General features: G+C 57.3%; 15 protein-coding genes. 7 read left to right on the forward strand and 8 right to left on the reverse strand.

Annotated elements, in window-relative coordinates; all coding sequences use genetic code 11:
* The coding region (locus AC1DH9_RS06380) for a nitrilase-related carbon-nitrogen hydrolase (protein WP_477807938.1) at positions 1 to 359 on the reverse strand (359 nt) is incomplete at its 3' end.
* A gap of 85 nt (positions 360 to 444) precedes the next feature.
* Here AC1DH9_RS06380 and AC1DH9_RS06385 point away from each other — a divergent pair.
* Positions 445 to 1,383: a LysR family transcriptional regulator gene (locus AC1DH9_RS06385; RefSeq protein WP_427537410.1), complete on the forward strand. Its 939-nt coding sequence runs from the start codon at positions 445 to 447 to the stop codon at positions 1,381 to 1,383.
* Here AC1DH9_RS06385 and AC1DH9_RS06390 read toward each other — a convergent pair.
* Entirely contained in the window at positions 1,358 to 1,609 is a 252-nt protein-coding gene (locus AC1DH9_RS06390; protein ID WP_019690567.1) for a hypothetical protein, read from the reverse strand. The genes AC1DH9_RS06385 and AC1DH9_RS06390 overlap by 26 nt on opposite strands.
* Before the next feature lie 165 nt (positions 1,610 to 1,774).
* Here AC1DH9_RS06390 and AC1DH9_RS06395 point away from each other — a divergent pair, with 165 nt between their 5' ends.
* Positions 1,775 to 2,092 carry an ElaB/YgaM/YqjD family protein gene (locus tag AC1DH9_RS06395; protein WP_347929938.1) on the forward strand — a complete coding sequence of 106 codons (318 nt, stop codon included), beginning with the start codon at positions 1,775 to 1,777 and terminating at the stop codon, positions 2,090 to 2,092.
* Between the two features lie 215 nt (positions 2,093 to 2,307).
* On the opposite strand, the gene AC1DH9_RS06400 is transcribed toward AC1DH9_RS06395, so the two are convergent.
* The 3 genes from AC1DH9_RS06400 to AC1DH9_RS06410 form a co-directional block, all read right to left on the reverse strand.
* The gene (locus AC1DH9_RS06400) at positions 2,308 to 3,348 is read right to left on the reverse strand and encodes an Ldh family oxidoreductase (protein WP_427537413.1); all 1,041 of its coding nucleotides are present in this window, start codon (positions 3,346 to 3,348) and stop codon (positions 2,308 to 2,310) included.
* A gap of 194 nt (positions 3,349 to 3,542) precedes the next feature.
* Positions 3,543 to 3,830, reverse strand: a complete 288-nt coding sequence (locus AC1DH9_RS06405) for a hypothetical protein (RefSeq protein WP_427537416.1) — start codon at positions 3,828 to 3,830, stop codon at positions 3,543 to 3,545.
* A gap of 169 nt (positions 3,831 to 3,999) precedes the next feature.
* Positions 4,000 to 4,275, reverse strand: coding sequence for a hypothetical protein (locus AC1DH9_RS06410; protein ID WP_427537419.1), 276 nt, complete (start codon positions 4,273 to 4,275; stop codon positions 4,000 to 4,002).
* Positions 4,276 to 4,863: 588 nt separating this feature from the next.
* On the opposite strand from AC1DH9_RS06410, the gene AC1DH9_RS06415 reads away from it, so the two are divergent.
* Both AC1DH9_RS06415 and AC1DH9_RS06420 read left to right on the forward strand, forming a co-directional pair.
* A complete protein-coding gene (locus AC1DH9_RS06415; RefSeq protein ID WP_477807939.1) occupies positions 4,864 to 8,430 on the forward strand; it encodes a dermonecrotic toxin domain-containing protein in 3,567 nt (1,188 codons plus the stop codon).
* A gap of 294 nt (positions 8,431 to 8,724) precedes the next feature.
* Entirely contained in the window at positions 8,725 to 9,102 is a 378-nt protein-coding gene (locus AC1DH9_RS06420) for a fe2+ zn2+ uptake regulation protein (RefSeq protein WP_427537425.1), read from the forward strand.
* 15 nt (positions 9,103 to 9,117) lie between these two features.
* Here AC1DH9_RS06420 and AC1DH9_RS06425 read toward each other — a convergent pair whose 3' ends face one another.
* A complete protein-coding gene (locus AC1DH9_RS06425) occupies positions 9,118 to 9,306 on the reverse strand; it encodes a hypothetical protein (protein WP_019690573.1) in 189 nt (62 codons plus the stop codon).
* Positions 9,307 to 9,463: 157 nt separating this feature from the next.
* On the opposite strand from AC1DH9_RS06425, the gene AC1DH9_RS06430 reads away from it, so the two are divergent.
* Positions 9,464 to 9,595 carry a hypothetical protein gene (locus AC1DH9_RS06430; protein ID WP_427537428.1) on the forward strand — a complete coding sequence of 44 codons (132 nt, stop codon included), beginning with the start codon at positions 9,464 to 9,466 and terminating at the stop codon, positions 9,593 to 9,595.
* A 20-nt stretch (positions 9,596 to 9,615) separates the two neighbouring features.
* On the opposite strand, the gene AC1DH9_RS06435 is transcribed toward AC1DH9_RS06430, so the two are convergent.
* Positions 9,616 to 10,542: a LysR family transcriptional regulator gene (locus tag AC1DH9_RS06435; RefSeq protein ID WP_477807940.1), complete on the reverse strand. Its 927-nt coding sequence runs from the start codon at positions 10,540 to 10,542 to the stop codon at positions 9,616 to 9,618.
* 117 nt (positions 10,543 to 10,659) lie between these two features.
* Between AC1DH9_RS06435 and AC1DH9_RS06440 the strand changes: the two genes are divergently transcribed.
* Positions 10,660 to 11,655, forward strand: a complete 996-nt coding sequence (locus AC1DH9_RS06440; protein WP_427537434.1) for an aldo/keto reductase — start codon at positions 10,660 to 10,662, stop codon at positions 11,653 to 11,655.
* Positions 11,656 to 11,712: 57 nt separating this feature from the next.
* Here AC1DH9_RS06440 and AC1DH9_RS06445 read toward each other — a convergent pair whose 3' ends face one another.
* Positions 11,713 to 12,249 (reverse strand): hypothetical protein, encoded by a 537-nt coding sequence (locus AC1DH9_RS06445; protein WP_427537437.1) that lies wholly within the window; start codon positions 12,247 to 12,249, stop codon positions 11,713 to 11,715.
* A gap of 407 nt (positions 12,250 to 12,656) precedes the next feature.
* Between AC1DH9_RS06445 and AC1DH9_RS06450 the strand changes: the two genes are divergently transcribed.
* The coding region (locus AC1DH9_RS06450) for a methyl-accepting chemotaxis protein (protein ID WP_477807941.1) at positions 12,657 to 14,633 on the forward strand (1,977 nt) is incomplete at its 3' end.

Genomic DNA, 14,633 nt, shown 5'->3' on the forward strand with positions numbered 1-14,633 from the left:
TCAAAGAACAACGCGGTGCAGTACAAGGTGCTGCCTGAACGCTCGATCACGCCTAGCACCAGATTCGCCCCGGTTCGCGCAGATAAACCCGCCAAGGCTTCGGTTTCAGCACCCGGCACATCGATGGCATTGGCGAAATAGCGCGCAAACGCCTCACGCCCTTCCGGCAAGCGATAACCCAACTGCGTGCCGAAGCCTTCGCCCTTGGGGTAACCGCCGAGCAACGCCTCGGGCATGACCACCAGCCCGGCGCCAGACTCGATGATCGCCTGTTCATAAGAAAGAATCTGTTCCAGGGTCTCGCCCTTGCCGCCTGGCAACGAACCGATTTGCAGTGCAGCAACAATGGACTTTGGCATCGCGGTAACTCCCTGAGCATTGAGGTATTGCTCATTCTCCGGCCACCGCCGATCATGAATAAAGCCCCGTTCACTGCTGAAAGATATGAGCCAAATGAATATCGCCGACATCGACCTCAACTTGCTCAAAGTCTTCGAAGCGCTGCACGACGAGTCCAGCGCCAGCCGCGCCGCCCTGCGTTTAGGTGTTACGCAATCCGCCGTGAGTGCAGCACTGCGCCGACTGCGCGACGTCTACGCCGATCAATTGTTTGTGCGCACCGGTCGCGGTCTGGCGCCGACATTGCGCGCCAATCAATTGAAACCGGTCGTCAGCGACGCGCTGAACAAGTGCCGACAAAGCCTGGCGATGGTCGATCCGGCGGCCAACCAGTACGAAGGTCGTTCAGTGATTGTCGGTTTATCGGATGATTTCGAGATTGCCTATGGCCGGCGATTGATCGAGGAAATCGCCCAGCGCGCGCCAAAGCTGCGGCTGATCTTTCGTCAGACCCACAGCCAGATCGTGGCTCAGGCCTTGATGGAGCGCAGCATTGACCTGGCGATCACCGCCGGCGGTTTTGCCGAACGCTTGCTCAGCCGTCAGGTGCTGGGTGAAGGGGGCTATCAGTGCCTGGTCGACCCCGATAGCCTGGCCGACGGACAACAGGAAATAGGCCTCGACGAGTTTGTCGCTCGCGAGCACATTCTGGTGTCGTCTGGAGGGTTTATCGGCATTACCGATGAGGGTTTGGCGGGGCTGGGATTGAGTCGCCGGGTGTGTGCGTCAACCACGCATTTTGCCGCGTTGCCGTTCTTGCTCAAGAGTAGCCGGGCCGTGGCGACCATTCCGGCCCATGCGGCGCAGAGCATCGCGGCACTCAGCGGGTTGACCGTGCTGCCCTGCCCGCTGGCATTGCCGCGCTACCCGATCGAACTGGGCTGGCGAACCAACAACCAGCTCGATCCGCTGTTGCTGAAAGTGCGTGAAGCGATCGTAGCGAGCTTTTTACAAGCGTCTACTTGGCGGCCATCAAGCGATTGACTTCGCTGCGGACCATATTCGCGTATTCCGGCGGTGACATGGCATCCAGTTCAGAGCGCACCCACTCGGCCCATTTGCCCTTACGCTTGGAGCGCTCGCCGAACAAGCGTGCTGCTTCGCCTTTGGATTTACCCAGGTTGCTCTGCCAGAGATCGAACAGACGGGACTTTTCATCTTCAAGCGCAGCGCGCTCGGCAAGGGGCTTGTCGGCCAGATTGAAGCTCATGGGAGTTACCTGCTGCATAAAATAGGCAACATCTTACACTGTAGGTGGAAATCTCCAGAGGCAGATTTTCCATTGGCGTTGATTTTCAGGGCAAAAAACCTGCAACTTTTCCGCCGCGCCTACACTCCATTGATCACTGTCCCTTAACCTGCAAGGAGTCACCTGATGGCCCGAAAAACCCCGGTGCAAGCAAACGACGAGCAAATCAAGGATCAAGTCTTCAGCGAGCTTCAAGCGTTGATCGAAGAATCGGAGAAACTGCTCAAAAGCAGTGCCTCGCTGGTCGGTGAGGAAGCTGAGAACCTGCGCGAACAAGTCGCGCTGAAACTGCGGCAGGCACGCGATTCTGTCTCCAGTGTGCGTGAACGGACCCGGCCAGTGGTCGAGGCGACCGAAACCTACATCGGCGGTCACCCTTGGCAAACCGTTGCGATCTCGGCCGGGTTCGGTCTGGTGGTCGGGTTGCTGCTGGGGCGGCGCTGAAATAACAAAGGCGAGCCATGGGCCTAATGCCAGCCAGTTAGGAGCTTCCGGGTACAACGCATAATCCGTAGCAGCTGGCGCAGCCTGCGTTCGGCTGCGAAGCAGTCGTAAAATCTGGTCATGCGGTATGTCAGACAGACCGTGCAAGTAGGACTTACGACTGCTGCGCAGCCGAACGCAGGCTGCGCCAGCTGCTACAGGTTACGTCATGGCTCTCAATTACCCGCCAGTTCGCGCAATTGCGCCAGGGTCTGCGCATCGAGCGCGATGCCCCCGGCCAACGACTTGGCCCGCTCGCGATGACGTCGGTCACCCGGCAAACGCCGCAGTCCCACAGCATGCATCTGCCTGACCAGTTCTTCACTGCGTTCGGCGAAGTTCTGCCCGGCGGCTTTGCTCGGGTCGATCACAATCAGTAACTGGCCGGTCCACGGGGTTTTCGCCCCGGGATGATTCGACCAGTCGAACTCGAACGAGAAGTTGCCACCGGTCAACGCCGCCGCCAGCAGTTCGACCATCATCGACAACGCCGACCCCTTGTGCCCGCCGAACGGCAGCAATGCGCCGCCCTCCAGAATCGCTTTCGGGTCCTGCGTTGGCTGGCCCAGGCTGTCGACACCCATGCCGGGTGGCAGACGCTCGCCCTTGCGCGCAGCGATCTGCACGTCGCCATGGGCGATGGCGCTRGTGGCCAGGTCGAACACGATCGGGTCTGCACCCGCGCGTGGCGCCGCGAAAGCAATCGGGTTGGTGCCAAACAGCGGGCGATCAGCACCGTGCGGCACCACGCAGGTCATGCTGTTGACCACACTCAGCGCCACCAGACCTTCATAGGCAAAGGGTTCGACGTCTGGCCAAAGTGCCGCGAAATGATGGGAGTTGCGGATCGCCATGACCGCGATGCCGGCGCTGCGGGCTTTCGCCACCAACAGTTCGCGGCCTGCAGCCAACGCCGGTTGGGCGAAGCCGTTGCCGGCATCCACCCGGACAAAACCCGAGGCCACATCCTCGACCACTGGAACGGCCTTGCCATTGACCCAACCGCTGTTGAGCGTCGAGACATAGCCGGGCATCCGGAACACGCCATGGCTGTGGGCACCATCGCGTTCGGCGCCCGCACAGTTTTGCGCCAGCACCCGGGCAACCTCGGGGCTTGTGCCATGCCTTAGAAATATCGATTCCAGTAAGCCAACCAACTCTTCGTACGACAAGTGTTGCGAGACTGCATTGACGGCATGATCGTGTGGCACAGACATCTGAAGCTCCAGGTTTTTTATTGGAGGGGGCAACAGCGTACGGGGACCTTACAGGCTGATTAAACACCGTTTTGCGAGCCCTCTGTCAACCTTCGTCGTTCAACGACGCCGAGACCTGCAACGGGCCTGATCATCAACGATGCAGGCGCCGCGCATGCACTAACTATCTACCACCGTTTGACGCTGCCAAGACGCTAGCCTTGGGCTTTCTTCCTGCGACGTAGAACCGTCGCTTCAGCTGAGGCAAAAACAATGACTGACGATTCGTTACCGCTTTTTTTTCCTGAAGCATTACGCGACACCAGAATATTGAGCCCACGCATCCGGGCCATGGGTTTCACACTCGCGGACCTGTCCTGGCTGCGTACCGTTGAACTGGCGACCCACGCACTGCGCTCAGCACAAACAATACCGATGACCGTCGAGAACATCATGCTGAAGGCTGCGGGTTCAGACGCCGAGCCCCTTGCGGGCAGCTTCATGATGCATCCGGTACCCAACGGCACACAGGCCATCCTCTACACGCCCTATGGCGGGCTGCAAAAGTTCGATGATCGACAAGCATTGTTGAAGGCRCTGGACGACAAACTGAAAAATGCTGCAGAGCGCAAGGACCTGTTGCGCTTTCTCCCCATCGCCCAACGCAATGCGTCAGGTACCAACGACGCACTCACATTGACAGGTCAAGTCATCGACGGTCTGGTATTCGAAGAACAGACCCGCATTCTGAAACAGAGCCATCGTAAAAATGTCGAGCTCATGCTCCAGGAGCTGAGCGCAATACCGACACTGACGGACATGCTCAATCAATTGCTCAACAACGCGCTGCGCAAGTCCTTTCCCAAGCTCGATCAAAGCGCCACCCATGTCAGCTTTTTCGTTGAAAGCCGGGCCGCTGGAGCGACGAACACTACCACCGCTCGACATCAGGTGGACTCCATGCCCCTGAGTGATGCGCTACTGCGCTTTTACCTGCATCAAACATGGCCTTTGGGACAGGTTCGCGAGTTCACCAATCCTCTGCAACCCTCCTCCCCCGTTAACCCGGTACATCAGTATCAGTGGGAGCAGGCCACAAAGGCGCTCGCGGCAAGTTTGATGCCCATGCTGGCAAGTCTGCTGCAGGTCTATTGGGCAACAGACGTTCATACCGGTGTTTCTCGCCGGGACTTCTTTGCTCAAGCCATGAGCGACAAGGCCCGAACGGATCTGTTGTTGAAGCGCCAGAGCGCAATCATCAGCCCTGAGCAAAGCCTGGCATTGACCGCACTCCTCGACCACGAAAGCGCTACACGCAGCAACGCTGCCAGCGACCTGAAACCGGAAAAAATCCGCATCTGGGAACACCGCGAGAATTACGTCGAACTGGCTGGCGCCATGATGCTGAACAGCGACTCCACGGCTTATCTGTATACCCAGTCCAATGGCTTGCAGGTCCTGAAAGATTACGCCGACCTTAAAGCGATCATACAAACCATGGTCAGGTCGGCCGGACACGACGACGAACTGTACAGCTTGCTGACACGGCAACAGCGTGATGTGTTTCTGGGCTTCGACAAGCCTGAGGTGTCGGGAGTACCGATGCTTGGTCCGGTGTTTCACGACATGGTCGACGACATCATTGCCAAGCAACAACACAGCATCACGGATGCACTGGACACCTGCCGACACAGCGATGGTGCCATCGATGTCCAGGCCTTGTTCGACCGGGCACTGGATGTGCGTGGCATGCTCGACAATCAATTGCTGGCGACAGCAATCTCGGAGCGCTGGAGTACGCGCCCGCTGATTTCCGGCGACAATCGTCCTTCGGTCCTGCTGGCAGAAAAGGCTGCCCTGTCGCTAAAAACATTTCAAAGCGTTCAATCGTCCCTTGACCTGAAAACAGCCGCTCAACCTTCAGGCAGTGTTGAACAACAAAGCACTTTTCTGGAGACCATCAAGGCCGATCTCGCCCATGCAATGTCGGTGGGAATCCGCGGTGAAGCCACGCTGAGAGTGAGCACCAAGACACTCCGTGCAGACGAAAAGGCCATGCTCGATACCCTGCTCAACCCCGACAAACCGACCCGAAATCAAAGGGAGGCGCTGAACGGGTTTCGACCAGATGCCTGGTCGTTGACGCTTGAGTGCTCGACTGAGCCGGATCCAATGCCGCTGGCCAACTGCTTTTTGCTGACCGAGCGTGGCGGGCTTGACCCGGCACACTCCGGTCGGGCGATCCTGTGGACGCCCGGGCGCGGGCTCGAAACCTTCAGTTCCGTCACCAGTGTCAAGGTCGAGCTGGGCAGGCGTCTCCTGGATGACGAACAACGAATGCTGCTCCTGGAAAATATCCCTCGCACGCAATATCGCCCACACCGAACCTGCACGCTTGGGCCTTTTCGACTGATTGAAAGAAATGTGCTTCAGGATCGTCAACAATCAGCCATCGAACAGTACCTGGACGCCCGAAGGCACACCCATTCACTTGAGTTGCCCAGCTCGGTGGTACAGGCTGATTTTGAGCAACACAAACAGACTCCCACCCCACTCAACCTTCAGCGTGCGATGCAGATTGCCGAGGGGATCGTCACGCAACAATCACTCCCCGTCTGGCTCGGGGCGGCGCCCGAGAGTGAAGTGCTGCGACACCTGGAAATACTGGAGCAATTACGACACAGCATAGAGAGCGGCAAAGACTACCTGCATGATGTCAAGCCGCTGACGGACTATGCCCGCGAACAACTGAAAGCGCTAATGACCAGGCAATTTCCGGGAGCCAGTCTCGATCCGGATCAACTGTTAGTGACGCCCAATCTGGCGCTGGCCGGTCCTGCGCGAACATTGACCGATTTTGCGCTGAACCATACCAATACCTTGCAAAACACCGGGTTCAGCATTGCCTCGAAAATCGCTCAGACGCTCCCGGCGGCCCTTGATGCCAGCGCAGTCAAAAGGCTTTTGCTACAGCTGGACATCAAGGCGACCTATCGTCAATTTCTTTCAAATACATTGGCGATCGACGCGCCAGGTGTCGCGACCCGACAGCTGCGATTCATCAAGCAACTGCCCTGGCAACTGCTGTTGCATGCCCACACGCTGAAGCTTCAGGGAAAACTTTCCGAACGCGGCTTCGGGTTGGTTCAGCAAGTTCTCGACATGCCGGACGCCCTGGCACGCGCAGCGGTAACGGGCGCCAAGGCAATCGTGCGTCCCCTGGAGCTGATCGCGACAGAAGGCGCCGCGGCCGTCAAGACATTAGGGCTCTACCTGATCGGAGAATCCGCTGCGGCGCCGCAGATTCTGTATGCGCCATACGACAGGCATCTGGGAATCACCGAGTATGAAAATGAAGCCAGCGTCCTGAACGCAATCAACCTTCCGGGGGCATTGCAGGATCTGCTGATCAGACGCCTGCCGGATCCGCATCAGGCGACCTACAAAAATTTGCTGGCCGGCAGCGGCACGTCCGACATTCGACTGGCATCCAGTCCTGTCGATGGAAATCTGTTGCACCAATTGTTCATCGATAACAAAGCGCTGCTGTCACACATGCTCGACAGTCAATCGCAACCTGCCGGGCAGTCCGACTGGGAGGCGCTCAAGGCATTGTTCAGCAAAGGCCTCAGGTACGGCATAGAGTTTCTGCCAGGCAAACTGGCGATCCCCCACCTTCTGTGGGAAAGCTACACGTCATTCAAACAATCGGCCGAGGCCCTGCAGGACCATCATTGGAAGGCTGCGCTCAAGACCTTTATCAACGGCGTGTCGCAAATGGCGACACTGGGCAAGTTGTTGCATCAACCTGGCGCTTCGACCGCTGAGCCGGTCGTGCACAGCGGACCCGTCGTCGAAAAGCCTTTCGTTGCCACCGACATTGCCAAGGTCGATCTCACCTCTCCTTCTCGCACTCTGCTGCAATCCTTTGAAGCCAGCACCATCGAGTTGAAAAAGCTGGGTGCCAAGGCTGTCGACGGCACTTACCTCGATTCAAAAACCAGGTACAAATATGCCCCGGTCAACGGAAAGGTTTTCCGGATCGAAAAGTTCGGTGTGGCACCACGCATCGTCGATGATCAACGACAAGGCCCTTATCTGAAGAACAGCGGCACGCAGTGGGTGCTGGATCCGGACGTGCATACCGTTCATTTCGGTAAAACCATGTCTCAGATGTACAACCAGTTCCAGTCCCACTTCAAGGCGCGAAAACACATCAACATAGAGGCTCAAGGCATGGAGGCCATCCGTCAGCTCTACCCGGAAAGGGCCCGGATGATTGAACAGTCGCTGGATCTGGCCCGTTCATACGCATTCAACAGTCTGCACAATCTGGTTCAATTGAGAGCCGTCACGCCCGGAACACGGCTGGATGGCTTTTYCAAAGCGTTCTTTGATGTGCCGACGGTCGATAAGTCCCTTCTGGATAAAATCAAGGCAACCATTGTTCCGCTGTGCAAGGCACTGGTAGATCCGACACTGGACAAACTCGACCATAAGCGCTTTGTCGTCGGTTCAAACCGTTATCCCTGGGAAGGCTTGATTGCCTTTGTATTCGACGATGACCAGCAACAGAAAGTGCACTTTACAGAGAAGTTCTTCGATCAAAATCTAAACCACTACAACCATGTGCTGACGGAGCCCTTTGATGTCGTTGCCCATGCGCAGGCGGCAACGCTGATCCATGAGTTCTCGCACCTGTTTTCAAATACGCTGGATATCGCTTACCTGGAATCGAGAAGACCCTTCAGCGACCTGATCTCGACGATCACCACTCAAGCCAGCAAGTTGAAACAGGATCAAGAGCAATTTCAGCGCGAGGCATTGTCGATACAGACCCCCATCGATGAATTGTTCGCCTACTGGAACAGCGCGGAGAAAGCCTGGCAGGACCTCGATGACATTCCTGCCGCCAAAAAACTGAGTGATGGGATCAAGACCATCACCGGCACCAGCAATCTGAAGGAAGCCCGCAGAGTGTTTCGCGACCGGGCTTCACCGGATCGGCGGATCGACACCATCCTTCGCAATGCCGATTCTGTCGCACGTCTGGTCTGTGAAATGGGACGTCAACTCGACCCGGTACCTGTGACCGAAAATTGATGCCCGTGAATCAAACGTGAAGGGTAGTTTTCGCCGGCTCATCGCGAAGGTTGGAATCCAGGAAAGACCACCCCGGCAGCTGGCGGGAATGTGCCTTGTCGAAGTAACGCGTCAGCATGAAGAAAATTTAATGTGGCCAGCCCCGGAAAAACAGTGCATCTCACCTTACGCTGACGTAACCCCGACAAATTTTCTACATCCGAGCCTTCATGATTTGCGCAGCTCATTCGTCATTAATCAATGAGAGCACCCATCACTTTTTTTCCTGATCAGGCTCTGAAAAGGAGTTTTTGCATGTACAACTCGCAACTGCCAACGGATGGCAACCTTGCGCCAAACGGATCACTGAAACTGGACGTTGGCGCGTTCGCCGAAAGCGCTGAACGCCACAGCAACGAGGACATCAGGCAACTGCTCAAAAGCTTCGGCCTGCGAACCAGCCTGATTCGCCTGAAAGTGATCGACGCGTTACTGACCGCCATCGAAAACGATCGTCCGCTGGGCGGACGCGGCGTGCACAGCCACTTGCTGGACCTGGGTATTCCCCTGTCCTTTCTCAGCGTTCGCGAAGTGTTGAAGCGACTGTGCAGCGAAGGCGTGATTGTCTTGAACGAAGACAAGAGCTACAGCCTGCACCCTCAAGCCGTAGCCGTGCTCTACGGCAGTCAATGACGCATACCGCGTCGTTTAAGGCTTGACCTTGCGGCGCATCACACCATTGATCACCACGACGATCACCGCAACGCCAATGGCGATGTACTGGAACAGTTTTTCGCTGATCATCCCGGCGTTCTGCATGTACGACAGACCAAGCATGATCCCCAGCACGACAAGGGAGATCAGAATCGAATATTTCAAACGTTGCGACTGGGTCATTGCGGGTTCCTGAACCTGAAAATATGTATCCGGTTTGTATCGTGATGCATGCCAAGCTCATACGCTTCTTCGGGGATGAGCGGCTGCAAGCGGGGTCTCATGTTACAGCCCATGAAGCATTTTGGCTGCATGCGGTTCAAACGATGAGGATTGAGAAATGTTCCGTCGAATCACACTGCTGATTCCCCTGCTGATTATCCTGACCATGAGCGGTTGCGTCTGTTTTCCAGGCGGAGGTGGCTGGCATGGCGACCATCGCTACCACCATGATGGTTACTACCGTCGTTGACCTGTACGCCCCCCCCCTCTTCAGTTACCTGAATCTCTGCGCACCAGCCCGTTACCTGGCTGAGCGCAGAGCTGCACCAACCAGTCGACAAACACCCGCACCCGCAGAGACAACTGTCGATGCGGAGGATAGAGCGCCGTCAGGGGTAACCCTGGCGGCGGCAGATGCTCCAACACCTCGCACAACGTTCCCTCGCGCAACTGCCGTGCAACGTGATAGTACGGCGTCTGGACCAGGCCATAACCCGCTTMACAGGAGGCCAGATAACCATCGGCGCTGTTGACCGCTACCTGTATGGGCAGGTTCACCGGGTGCACGTGTCCGTCTATTTCAAACTCCAGGCCGAAACGCTTGCCGGTGGTGCTGGAGAAATACTCGACCATCTGGTGCCCCGCCAGATCTTCCAGACACCGTGGAGTGCCCTGGCGTTGCAAGTAGCCGGGACTGGCGCAGGTGACCTGATCGAGCAACGCCAGCGGTCGCGCCACTAGCGAATCATCCAGCGATAAGCCGCCGCGCAGCACACAATCGACGCCCTCGCGAATCAGATCTACCGGGCGATCGTTCAAGCCGATTTCCAACTCTATCAGCGGGTAACGCCGGGTAAATTCCGGCAAGGCCGGGATCACCAGCAAACGCCCGATGCCGGCAGGCATGTCGATACGCAAAAGCCCGCGCGGATTTTGCCGGGAGCTGGAAAACGCCGCCTCTGCCTCCTCCAGATCAGCCAGCAATCGCACGCAGCGCTGGTAATACGCCGCGCCATCGGCGGTTGGACTGACGTGTCGTGTGGTCCGCTGCAACAGTTGCACACCCAAATGCGCCTCAAGCTGCTTGATCAGGATGGTCACCGAAGCCCTGGGCATTTGCAGGCTGTCCGCAGCCTTGGCAAATCCTTCCAGCTCGACAATGCGAGTGAATACTCGCATGGCATTAAAACGGTCCATTGCTCTTGGTTACCTGCGGATTATTTAGAAATTACAAACAGTGATAGCGTTTTTAGCCGGTTTATCTTGTTTTTGTCGAGCGCAACAATGGGTCCACATCAAAAAAGGAGCGACACCATGCACACTCGTCAATTAGGCAAAAACGGCCCTCAGGTTTCTGCGATCGGTCTGGGCTGCATGGGCATGACCGACTTCTACACCACGGGCGGCGATACTCGCGAGGCATTGGCGACATTGCATCGCGCCATGGAGTTGGGCGTCAATTTGCTCGACACCGCCGACATGTATGGCCCGCACACCAACGAAGAACTGATTGGCAAAGCAATTGCGGGTAAGCGCGACCAGGTGTTCCTGGCCAGCAAATTCGGCATCGTGCGTGATCCGGCCAACCCCACTGCACGTGGAGTCGATGGCCGACCGGAGTACATCCGTACAGCCATCGACGGCACGCTGAAACGCCTGGGCGTGGACACCCTGGACTTGTACTACCAGCATCGCGTCGATCCGGACGTGGCCATCGAAGAAACCGTCGGTGCCATGGCCGAACTGGTCCAGTCCGGTAAAGTGCGCTACCTCGGCTTGAGCGAAGCCTCAGCGATAACCCTTGAACGAGCGCATAAGGTTCACCCGATCAGCGCGCTGCAAAGTGAATACTCGCTGTGGAGTCGCGATCAGGAGCACAACGATTGCCTGGCCACCTGCCAGCGCCTGGGGATTGCCTTTGTACCGTACAGCCCGCTCGGTCGAGGCTTTCTGACCGGAGCCCTGAAAAGTCCCGACGATTTTGCAGCGGATGATTACCGACGCTTCAGCCCGCGTTTTCAAGGCGAAAACTTCAACAGGAATTTGCAGTTGGTCGAGCAGGTGCAAGCGCTGGCTGCGGAAAAAGACGTAACCGCAGGGCAACTGGCGTTGGCCTGGGTACTCGCGCAAGGCGATTACCTGATCCCAATTCCGGGCACCAAGCAACGCAAGTATCTGGAGGAGAATGTCGCCGCGCTGGACGTTGTATTAAGTCCGGAAGACTTGTCGGCGCTGGAGGCGATTTTTCCGGATGACGCAGTGCTCGGGGCGCGTTACCCGCAAGCCGTCATGCAGATGCTCGATCGATAATATTGAGCGTCGCAGGCCCGTTCATGCCGTGTATGACGGGCCTGTTGCACTTGAAGATCAGGCTTTGCCGCTGACACCCTTGGTGTTCGGAACGGCGGGGCCATTGCCCATGCCATACGTCTTCAGGTTCTGCAGTACGTAAATCGCCTTCTTGTACTCGGGAATCAGGTGGTTGGCGTACTTGTTGCCCTTGAGGTTGTTGTTCTGGATGGTATCCAGTTGCGTGGCGAAGTACTCCAGCGCATTGAATTTTTCGTCCAGGTTCTTCGGCACCCCAAAGCGATCGAACTTGTCGCCAGCATTGAGCAGCGTCAGGGCCGTCACATCGCTGATCAAACCGCGATCACGCAAAAAGGCGCTGATGTTTCCGAGCTGTTTGACCGTAACCGTCTCGGGGTCGAATCCCTTGAAGTTCTTGTAGAGCTTCTGCTCGTTCATTTTCGCGGTGTTCAGCGCCAATGGGTCGTTGCCCACCAGTGCGAGCATCTGCTTGACCTTGACGTTCTGCGGTACGGGTTTACTGCCACTCGTTCCGCCCTCGCGAATCAGTAATCCGGCCTTGCTGGTCCAGCCACCGACATAACCGATAGTCATGACAATGTCCCTGTGCGCAGACGTCCTTCTAAGGCGACCATAAAAAGTCCTTGTTCAACCGATGAATTGGTACGCGAGTATCAATGTGCCAGCGTCCCTCGGACTACAAATATTTCAGCTTTTTACAATTCTTGTACATTTCGGATACAAATCACCAAACCCTTGAATTCATTGACTTGAAACAATTGTTTAACAATCAGACCGTCACTGAATCAGGCTGATAACCCCCGAAAGAAACCACGTCACCAGCCCGGAATGAAACCGCACATGGCTCATGTCCATGACCAACCGGTCGTCTGTAAAAGACCCTATTTGGGACGATGGTACTAAAGTCGGCCTGCCACGGGCCGATAGCTGCTAAAAGCCGCAATAGATCAACAAGAGCGCTCAGCACAAGGACAGGTCCAATGCCCGCATTCCGTACCATTCAAGCCCGTTACACACTATTTTTGGTGTTGTTTATCCTGTTGTTATTCGCCTTGACGGTGGTGGGCATCAGCCAGTTGGTCGCGCCGAAACTGAGGCATACGGAAGAACAGGTGGCCCTGAACCGTATTGCCGAAGTGGCCGAACAGATCCAGGGCGAACTGAACAAGGTTCAAGCGCAACAACGCAGCATCACCCAGACCATTCCCCTGCTCGACAGCGCGACCATCGACACCGTGTTGCCTGGCCTGGTGGACCAGTACGGTGAGCTGAAGGTGTTTGGTGGCGGGATCTGGCCGTTGCCTGGCCAGCGCGAAGCCGGACGCAACAAATTCAGTACCTTCTGGCACCGGGATGCGTCGGGAAAACTGGCCGTCAACACCTTCTGGAACAGCGACGCGGCGCCCAACTATTACGATCAGCCCTGGTACAAGGGCGGCATGCAGACACCCCGCGGCCAATGCGCCTGGGCCGCGGCCTATAAAGACGACGCCAGCGCCGAACCGCGCACCAACTGCGCCATGGCGATAGCGCGCAATGGCGTGCCGTACGGGGTCGCGACCATTGACGTCACCCTTGGCTTCTTCAACGACCTGGTGGCGCGCAAGGAAAAAGACCTGGGCGCCGAAATGCTGATCGTCGAGGCCGACGGCAAGATCATCAGCAACAGCTCGCGCATCAGTGCACCGATTGTCCTGAAAAACATCCGTGAACTGGCTGGCAATTCACCGTTTGCGGCGCAAATCAAAACCGCACTGGAGCGCCGTGATGCTTCGCTGCAACGCGTCGAGTTCGACAATCAAGGCGTGGCGAACACGTTCTTCATGCGTCCGATCGAAGGCACACCGTGGTTCCTTGCCACTGCCCTGCCGACCCACCTGATCACCGCTCAACGCGACGATGTCTTGAGCACCTTGAGCCTGTTGCAGATCCCGATGGTTTTGCTGCTGGTGCTGCTGCAGATTTATGCAATCCGCCAACTGATCCAGCGCATGAAAGCCTTGAAAGCCAACATCGACGCGCTGTCCACCGGCGACGCCGACCTGACCCGGCGCATCACCATTCGCGCCGAGGATGAACTGGGCGCAATCGGTCATTCGGTCAACACCTTCATCGCCTACCTGCAAAACATGATCGGCGAAGTCACCCAGGCCACAGGCGCCATGGCCTCAAGCCTGGAAAAGCTGCAACAGACCTCGGCACACACCAACCAGATCCTGCAGCGTCATGCCTCGGAGACCGACCAGACCGTCACCGCCATCACCGAGATGAGTTCGACCGCCGACAGCGTTGCCGAGAACGCCGCAGAAACCGCGGCGTTTACCCAGCGCGCCAACGAACACGCGGACCGCTCGCGGGTGGTGGTGGGCGAAGCCTCGAGCAGCGTGATCGCCTTGATCGGTGAAGTGGCCAGTGCCACCCATAAAGTCGAAAGCATGCAGCAGGACGCCCAGCGCATCACCGAAATCCTCGGGGTGATCGGCGCGATTGCCGGACAAACCAACCTGCTGGCACTCAACGCTGCGATTGAGGCGGCGCGGGCCGGTGAACAAGGTCGAGGCTTTGCCGTGGTCGCCGATGAAGTCCGCGCCCTGGCCGCCCGCACCCAGGCCAGCACCTCGGAGATCAACGAGATGCTCAGCCGTTTGACCCAAGGTGTCAGCTCTTCGGTGGCGGCGATGGAAAACACCCAGGCCAGTTGTCAGTCCGCCGCCGATGCGACAGCGCGCGTCAACGCCGGGCTGGACGAAATGGCCGGCTCGGTCAGCCACATCAACAGCCTCAGCACCCAGATCGCCACGGCCGCCGAACAACAGAGCGCGGTGACCGAGGAGATCAACCGCAGCATGGTGCAGATCCGCCATATGGTCGAAGAGCTGGTGCAAAGCGGTCACGCCACCGACCTCAATACCCGCCAGCTGCTGGACGCCAATAGCCGGGTCAGTTCGATCATGGGA

The organism is Pseudomonas sp. 05T35, from assembly GCF_056396605.1.

Coding starts and splice junctions, on each gene's coding strand:
- AC1DH9_RS06385 (WP_427537410.1), top strand. CDS start 445: ATGAGCCAAATGAATATCGCCGACATCGACCTCAACTTGCTCAAAGTC.
- AC1DH9_RS06390 (WP_019690567.1), bottom strand. CDS start 1,609: ATGAGCTTCAATCTGGCCGACAAGCCCCTTGCCGAGCGCGCTGCGCTT.
- AC1DH9_RS06395 (WP_347929938.1), top strand. CDS start 1,775: ATGGCCCGAAAAACCCCGGTGCAAGCAAACGACGAGCAAATCAAGGAT.
- AC1DH9_RS06405 (WP_427537416.1), bottom strand. CDS start 3,830: ATGAAGCTGCCCGCAAGGGGCTCGGCGTCTGAACCCGCAGCCTTCAGC.
- AC1DH9_RS06410 (WP_427537419.1), bottom strand. CDS start 4,275: ATGTCGAGCGGTGGTAGTGTTCGTCGCTCCAGCGGCCCGGCTTTCAAC.
- AC1DH9_RS06420 (WP_427537425.1), top strand. CDS start 8,725: ATGTACAACTCGCAACTGCCAACGGATGGCAACCTTGCGCCAAACGGA.
- AC1DH9_RS06425 (WP_019690573.1), bottom strand. CDS start 9,306: ATGACCCAGTCGCAACGTTTGAAATATTCGATTCTGATCTCCCTTGTC.
- AC1DH9_RS06430 (WP_427537428.1), top strand. CDS start 9,464: ATGTTCCGTCGAATCACACTGCTGATTCCCCTGCTGATTATCCTGACC.
- AC1DH9_RS06440 (WP_427537434.1), top strand. CDS start 10,660: ATGCACACTCGTCAATTAGGCAAAAACGGCCCTCAGGTTTCTGCGATC.
- AC1DH9_RS06445 (WP_427537437.1), bottom strand. CDS start 12,249: ATGACTATCGGTTATGTCGGTGGCTGGACCAGCAAGGCCGGATTACTG.